Origin of the sequence: Chryseobacterium formosum, assembly GCF_026460885.1 — a bacterium.
Lineage (GTDB): Bacteria > Bacteroidota > Bacteroidia > Flavobacteriales > Weeksellaceae > Chryseobacterium > Chryseobacterium formosus.
In genome coordinates this window covers 42,035-64,637 of record NZ_JAOVZW010000023.1, presented here as the reverse complement: position 1 = coordinate 64,637, position 22,603 = coordinate 42,035, and the positions used below count along the sequence as shown (strand labels likewise).

The following is a 22,603-nucleotide window of genomic DNA, read 5'->3' as shown; positions in this document are numbered from 1 at the left end:
TATCAAAAAAAGGCAAAATGTTATTTGATACTATTGCATTTTAATTAATTTTGCCTTTATTTTACAACTTTAAAATTTTAAAACAATATAATTTAGTTAAATATGGAAATGAATGTTTCAAAAAGTGATGAGCAAGTAGTTGCTAGAAAAGCAGGAGGTCTTAATCCAGCTGTAATTATTCCTATTCTATTGGTTATAGGGATTTGTATTTGGTTATTCGTATTGGGTAGCCCGGGTAACTTTAAAGCTGATCCAAGATTGGCAGGTGCGTCAGTAGCATTTTCTGATGTAGAAGGTAAAGAGATGCATCCTGAAGGATTTTTGGGAATGATCTACATGGGAGGTATTATTGTACCTTTATTGGTAACATTCATGATTACTGTAATCGTTTTCTCATTTGAAAGATATTTTGTTTTGAGCAAAGCTTCAGGTGCAGGTAACGTAGATAACTTCGTAGTAAAAGTAAGAAGTTTATTAAATAGCAATAAAGTTGATGAAGCTTTAGAAGAGTGTGACAGACAACAAGGTTCTGTAGGGAATGTTGTAAAAGAAGGTCTTACAACTTACAAAGCTTTAGCTCACGATACTACTCTTAATAAAGAGCAGAAAATGGTTGCTCTAAACAAAGCTATCGAAGAGGCTACAACTCTTGAGATGCCAATGTTAGAGAAAAACATGATGATTCTTTCTACTTTAGGTACTGTTGCAACATTAGTAGCACTATTGGGAACGGTAATCGGTATGATTAGAGCATTCTTCGCTTTAGGAGCTGGAGGTGGTACTCCGGATGCAGCTGCGTTATCAATCGGTATTTCTGAAGCCTTGATCAACACGGCATTAGGTATTGGTACTTCTGCAGTAGCAATTATCCTTTACAACTTCTTTACTTCTAAAATTGACGGATTGACTTATAAGATCGATGAGATCGCTATGAGCATTCAGCAGTCTTTTGCAGAATTTCACTAAGAAATAGTGAACCTGTGTTTTTACACAAAAAAAGAAGTTTTAATAATTAGATAATTAATAATGGCGAGAATAAAACCAAAAAGACATGGTGTAGTTACGGATATGACCGCAATGTGCGACGTTACGTTCCTACTACTTACGTTCTTTATTATGACCACTCAGTTCAAAAAACCTGACGTGGAGCAGATCAAACCGCCATCTTCAATCTCAGAGAAGTTACTTCCTGATGCAAGTTTAATGACTATTAATGCTACTCCGGACGGAAAATTTTATTTCCAGCCAGTAGAAAATGCAACAGAGAGATTAGAGCTTTTAGAAAAAATGGGTAAAAAGTACAATGTTACTTTTGACAATAATCAAAAAGCATCTTTCCAAAAAGTACAATCTATTGGTGTTCCTATGAGCCAATTGAAAAGCTATTTGGATTTGCCAGAAGATGAGCAAAAAAGTTATAAGAGTCCTACTGGGATTCCGATGGATAGTACAAATAAACAATTAATAGACTGGGTAGAACAAAGTTTAAGCGTTAAACCTGATTACAAATTGGCAATCAAGGGTGATGTTACAACAGAATATCCTAAAGTGAAAAGTTTATTTGAGGGTTTAAGAGATATTAATTTTCTTAAATTTTGGTTGATTACGTCACAAGAAGGTAAACCTAACGAATAATAAGAAGAAATGGCAGAAGTACAAGTACAGGATAAGAGTGCCAAAGGCGGCAAGGTTCGATCCAAGAAAAACAACCCCAGAGTCGATATGACTCCTATGGTTGACCTTAATTTCTTACTATTGATGTTCTTTATGTTTACATCAACTTTTAGTAAACCGAATGTGATGGATTTGGGATTGCCTGCAAAACCGGATCCTACAAAACCACAACCACCACCAAACGAAATTGATTTATCTAATTCAATAACCCTGTTATTAGGAAAAGATAATAAGATATTTTGGCATCAGCAAGATCCTGCGGGTCTTAATGATCAGACGTTGAACGAAACTTCTTCAGATAGAGCAGGTATTAGAGAAGTTATTAAGCAAGCAAAAGCAAGAGCTAAAAAGAAAGATCTGTTTACAGTGATTATTAAGCCTACTGACGATGCGGTATATAAAAACTTTGTAGATATTCTTGATGAGATGGCAATTACAAAAAGTGAGAGATACGGTGTAACCGACCTTAAGCCTTATGAAAAAGCTATCTACGACAAGAAAGTAGGTAACTAACAAGTTACTGCAAAGTAATTTAACATTTAAATTTGCAATACAATGGCAGATGAAAATATTTACGGTCAAAATCTTACTTTAGACGAGATTGTATTTGAAAATAGAAATAAAGAATACGGTGCTTACGATATTAGACATCAGTATCCTAGATTACTGACAAAGTCTTTTATTATTGGTACAGGATTATTCTTGGTGACTGCTTTGTCTCCTTTCATTTATATGACGATTAAGAATATGAATGCAGAGGCGCCAAAAGAAGTAAACTCTGAATTGATGGAAATCATTGAAGAGGATCCAATTATTGAGCAGCCAAAAGAAGAAGAACCACCACCTCCTCCACCACCAGTGGAAGAGGAAAAAATTGAGATTATCCAAAACGTAGTTCCGGAACCGGTGAAAGCTCCAAAAGTAGAGACTCCTCCACCTCCAATTTCTGAGCAATTGAAAACTACTACAGGTTTGGAAAATCAAAAAGGTGTTGTAGCTCCGGCATATACGCCACCGCCACCGCCACCATCTACAGGTACTAAAGCTTCAACAGCTGAAGTAAAACCTCAAGTGAGTGATACACAGATTTATAACGAAGTAGAACAAAATGCGGAATTCCCTGGAGGTATTAATGCCTTTAGAAATAAATTCCAAAATAGTTTTGATGGATCTGCGATGAACGGTGATGAAGGTGCTGTTAAATCTGAAATTACTTTTGTAGTTGAAAGAGATGGATCAATTACTGATATAAAAGCTAATGGGAAAAATTCTGATTTTAATGCAGAAGCTGTTAGAACGATCAAGTCTATTAAAAATAAGTGGACTCCTGGAAAAATCAATGGACAATCTGTACGTTTACGTTTTAGATTCCCAGTTTCAATGAATTTTGAAGGGTAATATTTATTTTAAATAATAATTAAAAAAGAGAAGCTTATGCTTCTCTTTTTATTTTTTTTAATATTTTTGTTGTATGATGTTCAATTGGTTATCGTTAGTCGCAGGAATCTGTTACGTTGTCTTAGGAATCGTAATGATGATTTATAAATTCCTCGAGCCTATTTATGCTTATTCATTAGGAGCTGTATTAATTCTATACGGAATTTTCAGAATCTGGAGAGCAATTTCTAAATTTAGAAGCACCGAAGAAGATGAAGAATAGTATTAAATCATTGTTCATTTTATCTGTTTTATTTATTGTCAGTTGTTCAAAAAAAACAGAATCAAAAGTTTCCTACAATAAAGGAGAAATGACAATTTCAACGGATGAGTCTTTTAAAAGTGTAACTGATGCTTTGGTAGAAGGGTATATGATTAGTTATCCCGAGACTAAAATTAAAGTAGTTACCAATAAAGAGGATTTAGGTTTTCTTGATTTATTGAATGATAAGGTTAGGATTTCTGTAATGTCTAAAGAATTATCTCCTGAAGAAATTAAGGCTTATGAAGATAAAGTAGATTTAAAAATCATTCCTGCCAAGTTTGCAGCAGATGCTGTTGTGTTCTTTGTTCCCAAAGATTCTGAGAAATCAAGCATTACAATGGAAGAGATTACTGCAGGATTACAGTCAGAAGATAAAAATTTTGTTTTCGACGGAACAAATTCAAGTAATTTGAATTTTGTTGCTCAAAAGCTTAAAAAACAACCAAAAGATCTTAAGTTTTCTATTATTCCTGGAAGTATTAATGTTATTGAAGAATTAAATAAATATCCAAATAAAATCGGGGTAATTGGTTTAAACACAATTAGCAGACCTTATGATAAAGAAGCTCAGAAATTGAGAGACATGATTAAGATTCTTCCTGTGGTAAATAATGGTAAATCATTTTCTCCGGATTTTAATGGTCTTAGTGAAATGAAATATCCTTTCACAAGAGTTCTTTATTTCTTAACAAATGAAGGTAATTTTAACATTGCCAACGGTTTTATCAGATATTCTTGTACGCAATTAGGTCAGATGATTGTTGAGAAAGAGGGATTGCAACCTTATAATATCTATAAACGTGAAGTTCAAATGCGTTAAAAAATCTTAATATTAGCTTTTATACAATTTAAATATATTATTTTGGTCTGAAAATTGTGTAATTCTAATTCGGTTTTTTAAAATAGAAAAAGTTTAAAATAATAATGAAAGATATAATGATTATGAATGTAAAGAAGATTGCTTTAGGAGCATCAGTGGTATTTTTTACCAATTTTGCTTTTGCACAAACATTGCAAGACGGTATAAACAGTATTGATAGTGATAAATTCGCTGCTGCAAAAACCAATTTCTCTGCAATGATCGCAAAAGAACCTACAGCAGAAAACTATTTTTACTTAGGAAATACTTTCTTAAGACAGGCAGAGCCTGATTTTGCTGCAGCTACAGAAAACTTCAATAAAGGTTTAGCTGCTGATAAGAAAAGTTATTTAAACCAAATCGGTTTAGCAGCGGTTAAATTAGGAAAAGGAGATAAGTCTGCGATTGCAGAAATTCAAAAAATTGCTGATTCTAAAGAAAAAGATGCCGAAGTTCAATATAGAGCTGCCGAAGCATTAACTTTATTTGAGAAAAATAACTCTCCAGATTTAGCAATTCAGTTTTTGAATAAAGCTATTGAAAGAGCTTCTAAAAAAGAAGTTCCGGCTTATTACTATTATACTTTAGGGGACGCTTACAGGTTAAAAAGAGTTCCTGGAGACGCAATGTCAGCTTATGATAAAGCTTTGCCTTTAGCTAAAAATAAAGCTTCAGTTCTTACAAGAATTGGTACGCTTTGGATGGCTGCTCAACAATGGCAACAAGCTAAAACGAGTTTAGACAAGGCAGTTGCTACAGATGCTACTTATGCACCGGCTTATAAAGCTATAGCTGCTTATAATATTAAGTATCAGGAAAATGCTAAGGCAACTCAGGATTTGATCAACTATACAAAATATGCTGATGAAGATCCTTACACACAGTTAGAGATTGCTAAATTGTATTTTACTAATGAAGATTACGCTAATTCTAAAGCTATTTTAGATAAGATTTTTGATAAAATCAACGATCCTATCAAATTTAAATTGAGAGCTTACGTAAATTATGCTGATGGAAAATATGCAGAAGCAAAACAAAATATGGATACTTTTGTATCTCAGGCAGAAAAATCAAGAGTTCAACCTGCTGATCAAGGTTTGATGGGATTAATTGCTGCAGGTTTAGCTAAAACTGAAACTGACGCAGCTAAAAAATCAGCTTTGCAAACAGAATCTCAACAAAAAATTGCCATTGCAAAAGGAGCTAAAGATGAAACTTTGAAATGGGATATGGAGTTGGCTAAAATAAATGGAGGAGGAGCTTCTCAGGCTTCAGTAGATGCAGGACCAACTAACCCGGCAATTGAAGCTTTGAAAAAACAAGTTGCGGCAAACCCTCAAGATTCTGATGCATTGTATAAATTAGCAAATGCTTATCAGGATGCTAAAAACTGGAATGGAGCTGTGTTAACTTGGCAAAAGATGAGTGGTTTGCTTCCAGATTGGGCTCCTGCTTATTACAGCCAGGGTTATGCACACCAACAAGGAGGTAATAATGATGCAGCAAAAATTTCTTATGAGAAGTTTATTTCAACTGTAAAACCGGCAGATGTTGAAGCTAATAAGCAAACTTTAGCATATGCATATTTTGCAGTAGCTTATCTTGAAAAAGATAAAGATTTGGCTAAAGCTAAAGACTATGTTGCGAAATCTTTACAGTTAGATCCTACTTATCAGGACGCTGTAAAATTAAATACAGAAATCAATAAGTAATTTAAAATTTAAATTATAACTATAAAAACTTCCCATTCGTAATGTTTGGGAAGTTTTTGTTTTAAATCTTACCTTTGAAAAAAAGATATTGACACTCATTTTAATTTGAGTGTTTACAAAATTTTAGATAAATGAAAACAGATATACTTGCTTTTGGTGCTCATCCCGACGATGTAGAATTAGGATGTGGCGGAACAATTGCTAAATTAATTTCAGAGGGAAAAACCTGCGTTATTGTTGATTTAACAAAAGGTGAATTAGGAACTCGAGGAACTGATGTTACGAGAAAAGAAGAAGCAACTGAGTCGGCAAAAATTCTAGGAGTTGCTGCAAGAGAAAATTTAGGATTAAAAGATGGTTTTTTAGTCAATTCTGAAGAATATCAAATGGAGATCGTAAAAATGATCCGCAAATACCGCCCGGAAATCGTCTTAGCCAATGCAATTGATGATAGACATCCAGATCATGCAAAAGCTGCGAAATTAGTATCAGATGCGTGCTTTTTATCTGGTTTAAGAAAAATTGAAACCACAATTGATGGAGAAATTCAAGAAGTTTGGAGACCAAAACAAATTTTCCACTATATTCAATGGAAAAATGTTGAGCCGGAATTTGTAATTGATATTTCAGAACATTTAGAGAAAAAACTGGAAGCTTGTATGGCATTTAAAACTCAATTTTATGATCCAAAATCGACAGAACCAGAAACTCCAATTACATCAAAAGACTTTTATGAAAGCTTGACATATCGAGCTCAAGATCTGGGAAGATTATCTGGAGTTGCCTATGCAGAAGGCTTTACCACAGAAAAATTACTTGCTTTGAAAAATTTTGACGGAATTATTTTGTAATTAAAAATTCTTTCTTATATTTGCACCACCAAAACGGTGATTGTAGCTCAGTTGGTTAGAGCGCCGGATTGTGGTTCCGGAGGTCGGGGGTTCGAGACCCCTCATTCACCCACATTTGAACACATTTTCTTCATTGAAAATGTGTTTTTTTATGCAATAATGTTGATAAAAATTATTGAGATTTATTTAAATTCAAACATAAAAAAAGCATCCTTTTCTCAAGATGCTTGTGTTTTTAGAAATTCTTTTTAGTTAAACTTCGTCGTCAGAATCAATGGTGTAAGTTCTGCTTTTGAAGTCTTTATCATGCTTTTCTGAAATAACATCCTCACCCTTTTCATTAATGATGAAATCTGTGGACTCATTAAACATCTCCTGAAAACTCTTAAAATCTTCTTTATAAAGATAAATTTTATGTTTCTCGAATGTGGCCTCTCCATTCTCTCCGAAATTCTTTTTGCTTTCGGTAATCGTAAGATAATAATCTCCTGCTTTCGTCTCGCGCACATCAAAGAAATAAGTTCTTCTCCCCGCTTTTAACACCTTAGTGAAAATTTCATTTTCATGGCGTTCCTTGTATTCACTCATTATTAGATATTTTTTAATCTTGTTAAGAACAAATATAAAATATTTCTTTTAATCACAAAGTTTTTTTTATGATTTATTTAACAATTCAAAATGTTTTGGCTAAGCAGTTGCAGAATTGGTAATTTCGCTAAGATTAAGGATTTTATCGGCTCTTTGAGCGCTAGACTCTCTGTGTGTGATAATTATAGATGTTGCATTATCTATTTTTGTGTCGATATTTTCAAGGATATTTTGCTCGGTTTCTGTATCTAAAGCGGAAAGCGAATCATCAAAAATAATGATGTTTGGGTTCTTAATTAAGGCTCTTGCGATACAAATTCTTTGTTTCTGACCTCCCGAAAGCATTACTCCACGTTCGCCAACAAGTGTTTTGTACTGATCTTTAAACTCAATAATGTTTTTGTGAACATCTGCAATTTTAGAATATTCAACCACTTTTTCATGAGTTGGGTTATCAATAGAAAAGCCAATATTATGTTCTATAGAATCTGAAAAAAGATAACTTTCCTGAGGAATATATCCTATGAAATTTCTATAATTTTCTAAATTATGTTCCTTTAAATTTTTACCGTCAATTAAAATTTCGCCTTCAGAAGGGTCAATTAATCTGCATAGAAGTAAAGCGATAGTAGATTTCCCACTTCCGGTTTTCCCCATGATAGCTAAAGATTTTCCGGCTTCAATTTTAAAACTTAAATTATCTAAAGCTTTAATTCCTGTATTTGGATAAACGTAAGAAACGTTTCTGAACTCAATATCTCCTTTAATAAGATAGTTTTCAAAGTTTTTATTATAAATCTCTGATTGTTTTTCCATAAACTCATTGATTCTCTGCATCGAAGCTTCCGCTCTTTGGTTGATTGAAGTTACCCAGCCTACCATTGAAAACGGCCAAATCAAAATGTTGATGTACATAAAGAAATCAGCAATTTTACCAACTGTAAGTTCTCCTGCAATATATTTTTGTCCACCAATTAAAATAACGGCAACATTCAATAATCCGATTACGAATAAAATAATCGTAAAGAAATAGGCTTCAGTTTTTGCTAAATCTAAAGCTTTGTCCTGATAATCGCTAACTTTGATTCCGTAATTTTTTTGAATGTATTTTTCTTTCGCAAAATATTTTACCACTCTGATTCCTGAAAAACTATCCTGTACAAAAGTGGAAATTGCAGACTGACTTTTCTGCATCACTTTTGATTTTTTATTGATAATTGAACTTACTTTAAATATAATAAAAGATAAAATAGGAAGTGGTAATAATGTCCAAACTGTCATAGATACGTCAGTTTTTAGCATATAAACACTCGTAATCAATAAAAGAACAACCAAATTGACAACGTACATTACTCCTGGTCCTAAATACATTCTTACTGCAACAATATCTTCGCTTAATCGGTTCATTAAATCTCCGATTGTCGTTTGTTTATAATCAGTTAAAGATAATTCCTGATAATGTCTGTAAATTTTATTTTTCAGTTCGTATTCAATTCTTCTTGAAGCAACAATAATAGTTTGTCGCATCATAAAAGTGAAAAATCCGGTAAGAAGTGAACAGCCGACAATAATCGCAACGTAGATCAAAACCTGCTTATTGAAGCCAAGATTTCCATGTTTCGTCAATTCATCAACAGATTTTCCTACAAACTGTACTTTATATATATTGAAAAAATTACTGGCGATGATGAATAGTAACCCCCAAAACAATAATATTTTGTGCTTCCAAAAGTAAGGGTTTAGAGTTTTCAGTGCTTTCATAAACTTTCACAAAATTACAAAAATTGAAGCAGACTCAGAATTTCATGAATTTTAAATTTCATATCTTTGCACCCATAAAAAGCTCTTTGAATGTTAGGAAGAAGACAAATCCGTGAAAAAGTAGTAGAAAGTGTGTATTCGTACTACCAGAACCCGATAAAATTCGATGTTTTAGAAAAGAACATGTTTTCGGGAATAGAGAAAATCTATAATCTCTATATTTTTCAGTTGAATTTTTTGGTAGGTCTGAAAGATCTTGCAGAAAATCAAATGGAAATTGGTAAGAATAAGTACTTTAAAACTGATTCAGAGGTCAACCCCAATCAAAAATTTATCAATAATCAAGTTTTAAAAAAGCTTGAGGAAAACCCTGAAAGATTATTCTTTTCTGGTCAGCATAAGGATTTGAAATGGGATTTGCATGATGATATGTTGGTGAAAACTTTCCAACGAATGACTGCTGGAAAGCGTTATCAGGATTTTATGAAAGAAGAAGGTTATTCTTTTGAGGAAGATCAAAAATTTATTGGTAAATTATTTTTAAGATATATTGCTGAAAATGATGATTTCCATGATTATATCAGTGATAGAGAGCTTACCTGGTCAGATGATATTCATATTGCTAATTCAATGGTTCAAAAAACAATCGGTTTCTTGAAAGAAAATGAAGAAAGCAGAACTTTAATTAAAATGATTAAAGATGAAGAAGATAAAACTTTCGCAAGCAAATTATTGAGACATACCTTAAATAATTGGGAAGGAAATGAGAAAAAACTTTCTGAGCGTTTAGAAAACTGGGATTTGGAAAGAGTAGGATTGATGGATAAAGTAATTTTAACGACTGCCATTTCCGAGCTTGATAATTTTCCTTTTACACCTTCAAGAGTTATTATTAATGAATATATCGAGATTGCTAAAGTATTTGCTACTGACAGATCAAATATATTCATCAACGGAATTTTAGATAAATATTGTAAAGATTTAAATAGAATATAAATATAATTTAATATGAAAAAGACGTTATCAATTATCGCTTTGTCTATTATTGGCTTCGGATTAGTTTCTTGTAAAAAAGAAGAAAACAAAACAGCAGAAAACTCTGCAGTTGCTGGTGTAGATTCTACAAATGCTCCTTCAACTGATTCTACAGTTGCACCGGTAACTCCTGCTGCAGTTGGTGGTGAAGTTGCGGCTCCTGTGAAATCTAATCAGCCTACAACTACAATTGCATTATCTGAAAGCAATTTCGATTTTGGAAATATCAAAAAAGGATCAAAAGTAAACCACGTTTACGAAGTAACCAATACAGGTACAAACCCATTAATTATTTCTGAAGTAAAACCTGGATGCGGATGTACTGCTCCTGAATTTACAAAAGAACCAATTATGCCGGGTAAAAAAGGAAAAATTACTTTGAGTTTTGATTCTGCAAACTTCGACGGTGCTGTAAATAAATATGCAGACGTTTTTGCTAACGTAGAAAATGCTCCGGTAAAATTAACATTCAATGCGAATGTTCAACCATAATTAAATACATATGTTAACATTATTTTTACAAGCTACAACAGCTCAAGGCAATAATCCTTACATGATGCCATTAATGATGGGAGTGATGGTTGTCGGGTTTTATTTCCTGATGATCAGACCGCAAATGAGAAAGCAGAAGCAGGAGAAAAAATTCCAGGAAGATCTAAAAGTGGGAAGCAGAGTAGTGCTTACTTCTGGTCTTCACGGAAGAATTGCCCAAATTCAGGAGGATGGAATTGTTATTGAAACACTTTCAGGGAAATTGAAATTTGAGAAAGCTGCAATTTCAAGAGAATTTACAGCAACTAGATTTGGTGACAAAGCTACAGCTGACAAAAAAGAAGTTACAGAAACTGAAAAGAAATAATTTTTAGTTTTAATAATATTGTGTTTCGGCGCGGTGTCCAAAAGTAAAACCCCCCCCTATTTTTTTTTTAATATTTTTGTTTTTCGGCGGGGTCAACAACGGACCCCGCGCCGATTCTTTTTTATTTCAGCTATAAATTTATAATCATTATGAAAATAAAAAAGCATAATCAATTTTGTGTTATTAGTGAGAAAGATTCGTGAAATTCGTGTTTAAGAAATATCTTTGCCCAATGAATCAAAACAAAACCGTTCTCATTCTAGGCGCAAACTCTGATGTTGCCAAACAAGCCATCAAACAATATATTGAAAAAGGATTTTCGGTAACTGCTGCCTCCAGAAATACAAAGTCTTTGGATGAATTTGTGCAGGAAAATAATTTCGGTTCAAAAGTGAAGGTTTTATCTTTTGATTCGGTTGATTTTGATTCTCATAAGAAATTTTATGACAAACTTCCTATAAAACCTCATATTGTTGTTTACGCTGCAGGATTTTTAGTAGATAATGAAAAGGCGTTGAATGATTTTAAAGGTACTCAGCAAATGATGTTGGTAAACTATATTGGAGCGGTTTCTATTCTGAATATTATTGCGACGGATAAAAACAATAAAAATTTAGAAAGAATTATCGGATTATCGTCTCTTTCTGGAGTTCGTGGAAGGAAAAGTAATTTCGTGTATGGAAGTACAAAAGCAGCTTTTACAACATATTTAGCTGGTTTAAGACAGGAATTAGCTTCAAGAAATATTAAAGTCAATGCTTTGGTTATAGGTTATATCCGCACGAAGATTAATGAAGGTTTAGAATTAAATGAATCTTTAATTATGGAACCGGATTACGTTGCAAAACATATCGTCAATGCCGGAAATTCTTTTACAATTGTTCCGAATTTTAAATGGAAACTCATTTATTTAATTTTGAAAGTTTTGCCGGAGGGTTTGGTGGCGAAGTTACCGTAATTACTTTTTTTGATTAGATTTTTTCTTCAAAAAATCGATTATATTTTTATATTGATTAGTCTCTTCCTCGGTTACAATATACGTGAAAGTTGTTCCCATTTGAACAGTAATATAAACTGTTTTTCCAGAAACCTCGTATGAAACATATTTCCAAATACTTCTGATATCATATTGCTCACTTTTGATGTAAAAAGAATTTTCATCAAAGTATAGTTCTGAAACAGGGTTGAATCCCTTAATTTCAGCTATGTGTTTGTTTAATTTAGAAATGTGGTTTGCTTTATTTAACAGGAAAATAAATAGATAGAGAACGCTGAAAATGACTAGGAAGATCCCGAGAAACTTTAAAAAATCAATTCTACTTCTATCGCTTTTGAAAATACTATCAACAATGCTTAAAAATAAAACGATAAAGAAAAAATTCTTTAGTAAGGTTGGTAATTTCTTTTTCCAAGTGTAGAAATAGTATTTCTCGAGTTGCGTTTTTGTGATTTTTTCATCAAAATTGATAAATACCTGTAAAGAACTTTCCATATGCATTTAGTTTTTGTAAAAATATTGATTTACTCAACATCCTGCAACAATTCCAACGCTTTCATCATATCAATTCCCTTTCCTAAAACAGGTTTAAACAAATCTCCTTTTCCTTTAACTCTTTCCAAAGCATTATGAATATTAAAATCCGTGGGTTTCAATCCTTTTTTCAATTCTTCCCATTCTAAAGGCATTGAAACAGATGCTCCTTCCTTTGGACGAATGCTGTAAACGCTTGCTAAAGTCTGTCCGGAACGGTTTTGAAGATAATCGAGGTAGATTTTTTTATCATCACGTTTTTTCAAACTTCTTTCTAGCGTGGTCAATTTTGGTAATTTTTGGTTCACTTGCTTCATCAGAATATGTGCAAAATCTTTTACTTGATCAAAGTCATATTTTCCACCCATCGGAATGTAAATATGAATTCCCGTACTTCCTGAAGTTTTGCAATAGCCTTTAATTTTTATTGATTTTAAAACTTCATTCACTTGCAGAGCAGTTTCAATTACATCGTCAAATGTGTTTTTTTTCGACGGATCAAGGTCTAAAACCAAAAAATCGGGATTTTCTAAATCGGGTAGAGAAGAATTCCATGGATTAAGGTCAATACAACCTAAATTATTCAGATACGCTAAAGTCGCTTTGTCGTTACAGTAAATATAATCGATGTTTTTGTCGGTAGATTCTGAGTAAACCTTTGTTGTTTTAATCCAATCTGGTACGCTGTCGCCTGCGTCTTTCTGATAAAATCCAAGTTCTTCAATGCCATTTGGAAAACGGTTTAAAGAAAGCGCACGATTCTTTAAATGAGGCAAAATATATTTTGAAACAGATTGATAATATTCTATTACGTCTCCTTTTGTAATTCCATCTTTCGGAAAGTAAATTTTATCTTGATTCGTAAGTTTTACTTTTTGTTTATTCAGAGTAATTTCTTTGTCTTTGTCGGACGTTTCTGCTTTTTTAGTTGACGTTTTAGCTTTCATTTCTTTAGTTTTTTGATTAAGATCTTCAGGATTTTTATCTTCCCGAATTACCACAAATACAGGATGTCTGAAAATACCGTCTTTCGTTATTTCTGAGAATTTAATTTCACAAACCAACTCGGGTTTTGTCCATGTTACGGGCATATTTGTTTTAGGAACATTTTCAAACGGAGAAGTCTTACTGACTATTTTTTTTAGTTTGTTATGAATTTCATTAATCAATTCTTTGTTAAAACCCGTACCTGTATGACCGGCATAAATTAGTTTTCCGTCAATATATTTCCCTAAAATTAAAGCTCCAAAACCTTCTCTTGTTCCGCGTGGTTCCGTAAACCCGCAGATAATTGCTTCCTCTGTATTCGTAAATTTTATTTTGAGCCAATCTGAACTTCTGCTGTTTTCGTTATAAACGCTGTCAGATTTTTTTGCAATCATTCCTTCAAGTTCCATTTTTTTCATTTGTTCAAAAAAATCAATTCCTGTTTCTTTAATATGATCGCAATATTTTATGAGATTAGTTTCAACTAAAGCGTCTTTAAGCAATTCTTTTCGCTGAATTAAAGGCAGTTCTTCTGTAGAATGACCATTCAGCCAAAGCAAATCAAAAACCTGATAGGTAAGAGCTAAATCAGGGTTGTCGCCAATTTGTTGTAAGAGTTGAAAACTTGGTTTTCCGTTTTCATCGTAGGCTACAATTTCTCCGTCGAGAATCATTTTATGTTTCTGATTTTCTAAATCGTCAGCAATTTTGTCAAACTTAGATACGAAAGAAATCCCATTTCGGGAGTAGAATAATGGCTGTTTTTCACTGAGATCGGCAATAGCACGATAACCATCCCACTTTATTTCAAAAATCCAGTCTTCATCATCAAATGCTTTTTCAAAAGGTTTTGCAAGCATTGGCTTAATGAAATTTTCTAATTTTTTCTCGTCGACTAAAGAATTAAATCGCTGAAATTTTGGTTTGGTTTCAGAAGTTATGACTTTTTTTTGCTGCTTTTTAGGCTTTTTTTTTCCTCTAAAAATTTTGTAACCTGAGAGTTTTTTGCAGTATTTTCTTCAGCATCATATTTTTCAGTCGCAAATTTATCTTTGTGTTTGATGAGAAGCCAGGCATTATTTTCGGCATTTTTCATTTTAACTAAAGCAAATTCACCTTTCAATTTTTTTCCGTGGAGAATAAATTTTAAAGAACCGGTTTTTAATTCTTTCAATAATTCTTTTTCATCAGAAAGTCTAGACGTGTCGTCTAAAGGCTCATAAGTTCCACTATCCCAAACCTCAACTTGTCCTGCTCCATAATTTCCTTCAGGAATATTTCCTTCAAAATCTTTATAATCGTAGGGGTGATCTTCCACCATCATCGCAAGACGTTTGTCTTCAGGATTCAGTGATGGTCCTTTCGGAACAGCCCAGCTTTTCAGAACACCTTCCATCTCCAGACGGAAATCGTAGTGAAGCCTTGACGCAGCATGTCTTTGGATCACAAAAATGAGTTTGTCATCGCTTTTTTTTATTTTTCCTTTGGGTTCGGATGTTTTATCGAATTTCCTTTTGTCGTTGTAATCTTTCAGAGCCATGATCAGGAAGCGTTTTTAGATTTTGGAGTTTGTAAGCTGGCTTTCAGCTGCGCCATCAGATCAATCACTTTGCCCTGTTTTGCAGGTTCAGATTTTTTCACTTTAACAGATTTTCCTTTCGCTTTTTTCTTGATAATTTTCAAAAGTTCTGCAGAATAATCGTTTTTATAAAATTTTGGATCAAACGGTTCTGAAAGTTGCTGAATAAGATTTTTTGCCATCTTCAATTCAGCTGGTTTAGGCGCTTTTTTAGCTGGAATTTTCAAAGTCTTGTAATCCCTGATTTCCTGATCAAATCTCAGGCGGTTTAAAACCAGAATATCATCATTATAAGGTCGAATCATTCCTATGGCTTCACTGTCTCTAAGTATAAAAGTTCCAATTCCAACCATTTTTGTCTGTTGTAAAGCTTTGATTAAAAGTCTGTAGGCATTTTCGCCATTCTTTTGTGGTTCAAGAAAATAAGGAGTTTCAAAATAAACAGAATCTACTTCAGCTTCTTTTACGAAATGTTCAATAGACAGAATTTTAGATTTTTCCGGACTTGCTGCAGCGTAATCATCTTCATCTAAAACAACATATTTGTCATCTATGAGAAAGCCTTTTACAATATTTGCCCATTTTACTTCTTTACCTGTTTTTTCGTTAACTCTTTTAAATTTAATATTAGAAAAATCAGATTTATCAAGCATATCCAAATCGAGCTTGCTTGTTTCTGTTGCAGAATAGATTTTTACAGGAATATTGACTAATCCAAAGCCAATGGCGCCGTTCCAAATTGCTTTCATTTTGTCTGTTTTTTTAGATAAAACTTACAATGATTGTGCCGTGGAAAATTATTTGTAATTTGAGCACAATTAAATAATTTTTAGATGAAAACAATTTTTACATTTTTATGCGTACTTGGAATAAATATTTTTCTTTTAGCGCAAAAGGTTGATTACAAGAATAATATTATTACCGTTGATGGTCAGAAAATAGGAAAAGTAGAAGTACAGAAACAAAATCTGGGCTTGACGAAAAATTTTAACCTTTACTCAATGGAAGGCAAAAAGTTGGTCATTGCAGTTTTGAGTACTGAGTTTGAAGGCGATAAAAATGACAATACAACAATGTATTATCGCTTTACCTTTCTGCCAACCAATCAAGTGGGGATTTTCAAATTATCAACATTAGGTATGGAAAAAGGTTTTGTAAATCTTATTGGTAAAGGAGGCGTTGTTGAAGGAAATATCTTGAATGAAGCGAAAATTACCGAACTTATCGCATCAAAAGGTGTATCACCGAGAACTGCAGTAAATTATACATTGGTTTCTCGTAACAAAAGTTGGCCAATTGAGTTAAAAGAATCAAAAGCTATTGAACAAGGTGGAGAACAAATTGGATTTTTTAATCCTACAGGAAATAGAAACGGACAAGATTTTTATGAATTTTTTATTCCGGGAGGAATTCTGGTTGCTAAAGTAAATTTTGCAGGTGGTAATAATGCTCAGAATTTTGAACTGTTTAGCGCTAAAGATAATGTGAGAAAAGTGGTTTCTATTCCTCAAAAGGATAAAGTGAAATTTCTTTCATCTGCTGTAGATCCGAATGCTCTTACTCTAAAAAGAATTACAGCTTGGTTGGTACAGAATGGGTATTTGTAAAGTAATTTTATATAAGAGTTAAAAAAACCGGAGAAATATTCTCCGGTTTTTGTTTTCAAGATAGATTGTTGCTTGTCGTACTGAAAAGATAAAATTGCCTTAAAATCAAAAATATTCAATCTTTCGGATGTATTTCTTTTTTTGAATCTCTTTTTTAGGAGAATCGTTATTATAAATTAAATTTATAGTTTCTGAAATATTGATTTCACTCCAGTTACTATTTTTATCATAAGAATAATGCGCTTCTCTGATAAGTTCATTTTTGTCATCGTAATATTTCTGTACAACTAGTTTTTGGGTTTCATCATATTCATAAACTGTTCTGTAACCAACTTTATTATCAGACACATTTTGTTTTTCTATTATTTTACCTTTTTGTTTGGGATATGTTAATTCAATTTGATACAGTTTTTTATCTTTGGGTGGACTTGCAGAATATCTTAAAATTTTTGCGGTGTCTTTTTCTTTAAGATAATCATAAGATGTTTCGTAAAGGCTATTGTTATAGTTTTGTTTTTCAAGTGTTATTCTTCCCAGATCATCGTAGAAATAATTCATTTTTAATACAGGTCGGTTTTCACTTTTACTTATTTCTTCGGTTATTAAATTACTTTTGTTATAAATACTTTTAGTGCTCGAAAGCAATTTATTTTCATCGTCATAGCTTTCTCTTGAAAGAAGTTTAGATTGAGCATTGTAAGTAGATTTTGCGATAGAAGTCAGGTACCCTTCTTCTGTATAATATTTTTCCAAAACAATATTGCCTTTTTTATCAATGGTTTTGTAGGTTTTATTTCTTACACTGGGATCATTTGTTGCATAACCAGAATAAGGATATTTTTGATTTTCTTTAATAGAAAATTTAGAAAAATATTGGTCGAAATTATCACCACAATGTTCACAAAGCGTCGTAATAATTTGATTGGGTTTGTACTCGTTTCGTTCTTCACTTCTGAAATATCCATCATTGTATTTTTTTAAAACGAGAGGTCTTCCTGTAATATCGAAAGTTTTTAGTTCAACAGGTTTTTCTTTATTACTATATTCGATAATAAACAAATCAATAGATTTTATATTGCCTTTTAATTTTTCATTTTCAACTATATAATTTTGTGCTGAACTGAAAAATCCTATCAGAAGAAAAAGATAATTTAATTTTTTCATATCAATAAAATAAAAAAGCGGAGAAAAAATCTCCGCTCTAAATTTATGCTTTTAAATTCAATTGTAATTCCAATTCATCGAGTTGTGCTTCGGCAATTGCAGCTGGAGCGTCAATCATCACATCTCGCCCTGAGTTATTCTTAGGGAATGCGATATAATCTCTGATCACTTCATTTCCGTCAAGAATTGCTACCAAACGGTCAAATCCGAAAGCTAAACCACCGTGAGGCGGTGCTCCGTATTTGAAGGCATTCATTAAGAATCCGAACTGAGCTTCTGCTTCTTCTTTTGAGAATCCTAAAAGGTCAAACATTCTTGACTGTAAATCTTTATCAAAAATTCTGATAGAACCTCCACCGATTTCGTTTCCGTTCAAGACCATATCGTAGGCGTTGGCTCTTGCTTTTCCCGGATCTGTTTCCAATAAGTGAATATCTTCAGGTTTTGGTGAAGTGAAAGGGTGGTGCATTGCGTGGTAACGTCCGCTTTCTTCGTCAAATTCCAATAAGGGGAAGTCAACAACCCAAAGTGGTGCGAAAACGTCGCCTTTTCTTAATCCCAAACGGTTTCCAAGTTCCATTCTTAAGGCGGAAAGCTGAGTTCTTACTTTGTGTTCGTTTCCAGAAAGAATTAACATTAAATCGCCTTCTTTTGCTCCGAATTTCTCGATGATTTTCGCTAAATCTTCTTCGTTGTAAAATTTATTCACAGAAGAAGTTTTCACTCCATCATTCTGGAATTTAGCCCAAACCATTCCTGATGCTCCGATCTGTGGTCTTTTCACCCAATCAACAAGCTCGTCGATTTGCTTTCTTGTATAATCTGCACATCCTTCAACATTGATTCCGACAACCAATTCAGCGTCATCAAATATTTTGAAATCTTTTCCTTTAACTAATTCATTCAACTCAACGAATTCCATTCCGAAACGGATATCCGGTTTATCGTTTCCGTATTTCTGCATCGCATCGGCGAAAGTCATTCTTGGGAACGCTCCGAATTCCTGACCTGTAATATCTTTGATCAAAGTTTTCGTCATTCCTTCAAAAACATTCATCACATCTTCCTGCTCTACGAAAGCCATTTCACAATCGATTTGTGTGAATTCCGGCTGTCTGTCTGCTCTTAAATCTTCATCACGGAAACATTTCACGATTTGGAAATATTTATCCATTCCACCCACCATCAACAATTGTTTGAAAGTCTGTGGAGATTGTGGCAATGCATAGAATTGTCCCGGATTCATTCTGCTCGGTACAACGAAATCTCTCGCTCCTTCTGGAGTAGATTTGATTAAAACCGGAGTTTCAACCTCGATAAATCCTTCGTCTGAAAGATAATTTCTCACTTTCTGCGCCATTTTGTGACGGAAGATCAATTTATCTCTTACCGGAGCTCTTCTGATATCCAGATAACGGTATTTCATTCTTAATTCTTCACCTCCGTCTGTTTCATCTTCAATCGTGAAAGGCGGAAGTTGAGATTCATTAAGAACTTCTAATTTTTCAACTAAAATTTCAATTTCCCCAGTTGGAATATTGGGGTTTTTGCTGACTCTTTCGATCACGCGTCCTGTAACCTGAATAACGAATTCACGTCCCAATTTTTTTGCATTTTCCATCAATTCCGCTGTAGAACGGTCTTGGTCGAAAACCAACTGAGTAATTCCGTAACGATCTCGTAAATCTATCCAAATCATAAATCCTTTATCACGGATCGTTTGTACCCATCCTGATAGTGTAACTTCTTCATTAAGATTTTTCAGAGATAATTCTCCGTTTGTGTGCGATCGAAACATTGTTTTTAGATGTTAGATATTAGACGTTAGATATTAGACTTTTATGAGGCTAATTTTTCGTTGGCAAAGATAAGGTTTTTGAAAGTTTTTAAAACAAAAAAAACTCCCCGAAGGAAGTTTTAAATATTATTTTTGAAATTTTTCTAAAGAATTGCAGCAGTTGCTGTATGTTTGTATTCTACAGCGTAATCTTTTGCTGTTTTACCATTCTTATCTTTGATATCTTTCTTTGCTCCATTTTTAAGCAAAACTTTTGCCGTATCTGTTAAACCATACATCGCGGTGTACATTAGCGGAGTCATATCGCTACAAGATTTGTTAACATCAACTTTATTGGAAAGAAGATAATTCATCACATTTTTTCTTTCGTATAGTGCACTTAGAGTAAAAAGATTAAATGATGTTTCTTTAATCTGAAAACATTTTGTAAACTCATCTTTCGTGAATACCTTCTTCACGTCTTCCAATTTATCTGTTTGGAAAATTCTCATTTGGTCTTTCGACATATCCTGAGCAAAAAGAGTGTTGCCAAAAATAGCAATTCCAAATAATAGAGTAGTAGTAATTATTTTTTTCATAAATCTTAATTTTATCTAAACAATATACAAAGTTAATTAATTTTTTTGATACATGTTGCTAATTATTAATCCATTTCGTTGCTTTTTCCAAAACTTCGTCTTTGCTGTTTTTTATGCCTTCAATTGTTGGTTTTACTTCTTCATCGGGAATAATTCCTATTCTTTGGGTTTCTTTTCCGTCGGGATAATAAATTCCGATTCCGCTGATTTGAGTTTTAATATTTCCGGGAAGCACAAATTCTGAAACATTTCCGTCGGCTCCTGCAGTTTGAGAACCAAAAACTTTTGCATTCGGAGCTGTTCTGAAAGCCATTGTATGGTATTCTGCGCTACTTTGAGTTGTTTCATTAATTAAAATAGCGATTTTTCCTTTGTAAGAATTCTTTCCGGAACCAGGAACTTCTAAATTTGAAGAGAATGTGAAAAGTCCAGGTTGATAATTTTTTGTATGTGTGAACTTAACAAAAGCAGAAGGATCGACCTTTAATAATTTACCCATTTTGAATACAACAAAATCTGAAGGATAACTTCTGAAATCTACAACCAACCCTTTAGTATCTTTAATTTTCTCAAAAATAGCTGGAAGATCATCGGCTTTTACACTTCCCATATAGAAATAAGCAGTATTATTATCGAGCATTTTGAAAAATTCTTTCTTATCTCTTTTAAAATTTAATTCAGTTGGAGTATAAGTTTTAATGGTCTTCTCTTCTGTTTTTCCGTTTCTTATCAATTTTATTTTAATGGTTTCGTCATTACTTCTTAAAAGATTTCCTGCAACATCTCTCAATTGAGTGGCGTAATTGGAACCTGGAATATATTTCAGCAGACTGTTTACAAAATCTTCTGTTTTTATTCCGTTAATTTCTGTAATCACATCTCCAATCTGAATTCCGGCTTCTTTAGTAAGACTTTCATTATAAAAATCATCAACTACAGCTTTGTTTTCTACAAAATTTAACTCAAAAGCGGGATATCTTTTCCCGAAAAACTCGTATGTTTTTTTATTATAATTAATGATGTTGGCATGACTGTCTTTTACTCGTCCGATAATTTCCAAAGAAGCCAAGGCATATTCTTTTTCATCCTTTGCATTGATGAATTTTGGAACAAATTCCTTCAATACGCCTTTCCAGTCTTCCTCAATAAGATTTTTATAAGGGAAATAATACTGAATCATATTCCAATATCTGTAAAGCGAAAGCAAACGGAAACCTTCGTCTGGATAAGTCATTTTGCGGTAAGCATTTTCATTTTTAAAATCGGGATTTCCTACACTCGGAAAAAAGTCTACATAATAGTTTTCACGCGGCCTTTTAGCATTTTTCAAGTTTGAAAGTTCCTGCGAAAGTTCTTTGGAAAAACCGGAGTTTGTAATCCAATCTAAATCTGGTTTAAATTTTACATTTTCAGGTTCAGTATTTTTTACGGTTTGATATTTACCTAAATCTTTAATCCATTGTACAAGAATTGCATCCCTTTGATTTGCCGAAACATTTCTTGTTTTTCCATATATTCTGAAAAGCTCATAATCCCAATTGTAATTGCATTCCGCAACACTTGGATGATAATATTTCAGATAGCCCCAAATAAGCCCGAGTTTTGTAAGATAATCCACATTTTCTTTTTCAAGATTGATGTTTAAAATTTTTGAACCAAGATCAAACTCTTTATCCAGTTCAACTTTAGTCAATTTTTTCTGAAAAACTTTTGCATTTTTAATCTCTTTTCCGTCAATAGAAACCGTAAGATTATCAACCCACATTTTTCCTTTTCCGACCAATAATGCTCCCAAAACAATTTTATCTGTGTTTTCTGGTGACATATTGAGTGTGACTTCGTACTTTTTCCAGTCATTGGTTCCTTTCAAACCTGTTTTTTTCATGTTGTCAAAAGCTACATCAGGATCAATTCTCAGCCAAAGACCAGCAAATCCATCAGAAACGTTTTCTGTTTTGATGTAACCTGAAAGTGTTATTTTTTTACCTGCGTAATTTTCAGGAAGTTTGTACATCAATGCTTTAAACCCTGAATTTTCTGTCGCATTGAATAGAACCGAAGTTTTTCCTTCTTGTTTTATTTGAGAATCTGCAGTTATTGTTGCTGAGCTTTCACCAAATGTCGTCCAATGAGTGGGAAGTTCTTTATCAAAACTTTCAAAATTTAGATTTTCAATTTTTTGTTGGGCAAAAGAATGTAAGGCAAGAAATAATGAGGTAAGCAAGAAATATTTTTTCATAGTATTAAATTTTTCCAAATGTAGTGAGCTGTATCCTTTTGAATCTACAAAAGGACTGTGTTTTAAGATAGTTTGGTAA

The 22,603-nt window shown here is 33.0% G+C and carries 23 protein-coding genes and 1 tRNA gene; 14 read left to right on the top strand and 10 right to left on the bottom strand.

Annotation, left to right across the window (positions count from 1 at the left end; translation table 11 throughout):
* Positions 1-102: 102 nt before the first annotated feature.
* The 9 genes from OF897_RS17700 to OF897_RS17660 all read left to right on the top strand — a co-directional run bounded on the left by OF897_RS17700 (position 103) and on the right by OF897_RS17660 (position 6,909).
* A complete protein-coding gene (locus tag OF897_RS17700; RefSeq protein WP_267267004.1) occupies positions 103-966 on the top strand; it encodes a MotA/TolQ/ExbB proton channel family protein in 864 nt (287 codons plus the stop codon).
* Between the two features lie 60 nt (positions 967-1,026).
* Positions 1,027-1,635, top strand: a complete 609-nt coding sequence (locus tag OF897_RS17695; protein ID WP_267267003.1) for an ExbD/TolR family protein — start codon at positions 1,027-1,029, stop codon at positions 1,633-1,635.
* A 9-nt stretch (positions 1,636-1,644) separates the two neighbouring features.
* Positions 1,645-2,187, top strand: a complete 543-nt coding sequence (locus OF897_RS17690) for an ExbD/TolR family protein (RefSeq protein ID WP_267267002.1) — start codon at positions 1,645-1,647, stop codon at positions 2,185-2,187.
* Between the two features lie 42 nt (positions 2,188-2,229).
* A complete protein-coding gene (locus tag OF897_RS17685) occupies positions 2,230-3,072 on the top strand; it encodes an energy transducer TonB (protein ID WP_267267001.1) in 843 nt (280 codons plus the stop codon).
* A 73-nt stretch (positions 3,073-3,145) separates the two neighbouring features.
* Positions 3,146-3,334, top strand: a complete 189-nt coding sequence (locus OF897_RS17680) for a DUF308 domain-containing protein (protein ID WP_267267000.1) — start codon at positions 3,146-3,148, stop codon at positions 3,332-3,334.
* On the top strand, positions 3,324-4,196 hold the full coding sequence (locus OF897_RS17675) for a PstS family phosphate ABC transporter substrate-binding protein (RefSeq protein WP_267266999.1): 873 nt from the start codon (positions 3,324-3,326) through the stop codon (positions 4,194-4,196). The genes OF897_RS17680 and OF897_RS17675 overlap by 11 nt, the downstream gene beginning before the upstream one ends.
* Before the next feature lie 104 nt (positions 4,197-4,300).
* Entirely contained in the window at positions 4,301-5,947 is a 1,647-nt protein-coding gene (locus tag OF897_RS17670) for a tetratricopeptide repeat protein (protein ID WP_267266998.1), read from the top strand.
* A gap of 131 nt (positions 5,948-6,078) precedes the next feature.
* The gene (gene bshB1, locus OF897_RS17665; RefSeq protein ID WP_267266997.1) at positions 6,079-6,798 is read left to right on the top strand and encodes a bacillithiol biosynthesis deacetylase BshB1; all 720 of its coding nucleotides are present in this window, start codon (positions 6,079-6,081) and stop codon (positions 6,796-6,798) included.
* Positions 6,799-6,833: 35 nt separating this feature from the next.
* Positions 6,834-6,909: transfer RNA gene (locus OF897_RS17660), tRNA-His, on the top strand.
* 141 nt (positions 6,910-7,050) lie between these two features.
* Here the strand turns inward: OF897_RS17660 and OF897_RS17655 are convergent.
* Positions 7,051-7,386, bottom strand: coding sequence for a DUF3276 family protein (locus OF897_RS17655; RefSeq protein WP_029295477.1), 336 nt, complete (start codon positions 7,384-7,386; stop codon positions 7,051-7,053).
* Between the two features lie 99 nt (positions 7,387-7,485).
* Positions 7,486-9,147 (bottom strand): ABC transporter ATP-binding protein, encoded by a 1,662-nt coding sequence (locus OF897_RS17650; protein WP_267266996.1) that lies wholly within the window; start codon positions 9,145-9,147, stop codon positions 7,486-7,488.
* 90 nt (positions 9,148-9,237) lie between these two features.
* Here OF897_RS17650 and OF897_RS17645 point away from each other — a divergent pair, with 90 nt between their 5' ends.
* From OF897_RS17645 to OF897_RS17630, 4 genes are all read left to right on the top strand, one after another.
* The gene (locus tag OF897_RS17645; protein WP_267266995.1) at positions 9,238-10,143 is read left to right on the top strand and encodes a transcription antitermination protein NusB; all 906 of its coding nucleotides are present in this window, start codon (positions 9,238-9,240) and stop codon (positions 10,141-10,143) included.
* Between the two features lie 12 nt (positions 10,144-10,155).
* Entirely contained in the window at positions 10,156-10,674 is a 519-nt protein-coding gene (locus tag OF897_RS17640) for a DUF1573 domain-containing protein (protein WP_267266994.1), read from the top strand.
* Positions 10,675-10,684: 10 nt separating this feature from the next.
* Positions 10,685-11,041 (top strand): preprotein translocase subunit YajC, encoded by a 357-nt coding sequence (gene yajC / locus OF897_RS17635; protein WP_267266993.1) that lies wholly within the window; start codon positions 10,685-10,687, stop codon positions 11,039-11,041.
* Between the two features lie 232 nt (positions 11,042-11,273).
* Positions 11,274-11,999, top strand: a complete 726-nt coding sequence (locus OF897_RS17630) for an SDR family NAD(P)-dependent oxidoreductase (RefSeq protein ID WP_267266992.1) — start codon at positions 11,274-11,276, stop codon at positions 11,997-11,999.
* Here OF897_RS17630 and OF897_RS17625 read toward each other — a convergent pair whose 3' ends face one another.
* The 4 genes from OF897_RS17625 to ku all read right to left on the bottom strand — a co-directional run bounded on the left by OF897_RS17625 (position 12,000) and on the right by ku (position 15,887).
* Entirely contained in the window at positions 12,000-12,533 is a 534-nt protein-coding gene (locus tag OF897_RS17625; RefSeq protein WP_267266991.1) for a hypothetical protein, read from the bottom strand. It abuts the gene before it with no gap.
* Between the two features lie 29 nt (positions 12,534-12,562).
* A complete protein-coding gene (gene ligD, locus OF897_RS17620) occupies positions 12,563-14,419 on the bottom strand; it encodes a DNA ligase D (RefSeq protein ID WP_267266990.1) in 1,857 nt (618 codons plus the stop codon).
* 77 nt (positions 14,420-14,496) lie between these two features.
* Positions 14,497-15,099, bottom strand: coding sequence for a DNA polymerase ligase N-terminal domain-containing protein (locus OF897_RS17615; RefSeq protein ID WP_267266989.1), 603 nt, complete (start codon positions 15,097-15,099; stop codon positions 14,497-14,499).
* A gap of 2 nt (positions 15,100-15,101) precedes the next feature.
* Positions 15,102-15,887, bottom strand: a complete 786-nt coding sequence (gene ku, locus OF897_RS17610) for a non-homologous end joining protein Ku (RefSeq protein WP_267266988.1) — start codon at positions 15,885-15,887, stop codon at positions 15,102-15,104.
* A gap of 84 nt (positions 15,888-15,971) precedes the next feature.
* Here ku and OF897_RS17605 point away from each other — a divergent pair, with 84 nt between their 5' ends.
* The gene (locus tag OF897_RS17605; RefSeq protein ID WP_267266987.1) at positions 15,972-16,745 is read left to right on the top strand and encodes a hypothetical protein; all 774 of its coding nucleotides are present in this window, start codon (positions 15,972-15,974) and stop codon (positions 16,743-16,745) included.
* 105 nt (positions 16,746-16,850) lie between these two features.
* Here OF897_RS17605 and OF897_RS17600 read toward each other — a convergent pair whose 3' ends face one another.
* From OF897_RS17600 to OF897_RS17585, 4 genes are all read right to left on the bottom strand, one after another.
* The gene (locus OF897_RS17600) at positions 16,851-17,909 is read right to left on the bottom strand and encodes a hypothetical protein (protein ID WP_267266986.1); all 1,059 of its coding nucleotides are present in this window, start codon (positions 17,907-17,909) and stop codon (positions 16,851-16,853) included.
* A 43-nt stretch (positions 17,910-17,952) separates the two neighbouring features.
* Positions 17,953-19,707, bottom strand: coding sequence for an aspartate--tRNA ligase (gene aspS / locus OF897_RS17595; RefSeq protein ID WP_267266985.1), 1,755 nt, complete (start codon positions 19,705-19,707; stop codon positions 17,953-17,955).
* Positions 19,708-19,850: 143 nt separating this feature from the next.
* Positions 19,851-20,285, bottom strand: a complete 435-nt coding sequence (locus OF897_RS17590) for an ankyrin repeat domain-containing protein (protein ID WP_267266984.1) — start codon at positions 20,283-20,285, stop codon at positions 19,851-19,853.
* Positions 20,286-20,343: 58 nt separating this feature from the next.
* Positions 20,344-22,524 carry a S41 family peptidase gene (locus OF897_RS17585; RefSeq protein WP_267266983.1) on the bottom strand — a complete coding sequence of 727 codons (2,181 nt, stop codon included), beginning with the start codon at positions 22,522-22,524 and terminating at the stop codon, positions 20,344-20,346.
* Positions 22,525-22,603: the final 79 nt, after the last annotated feature.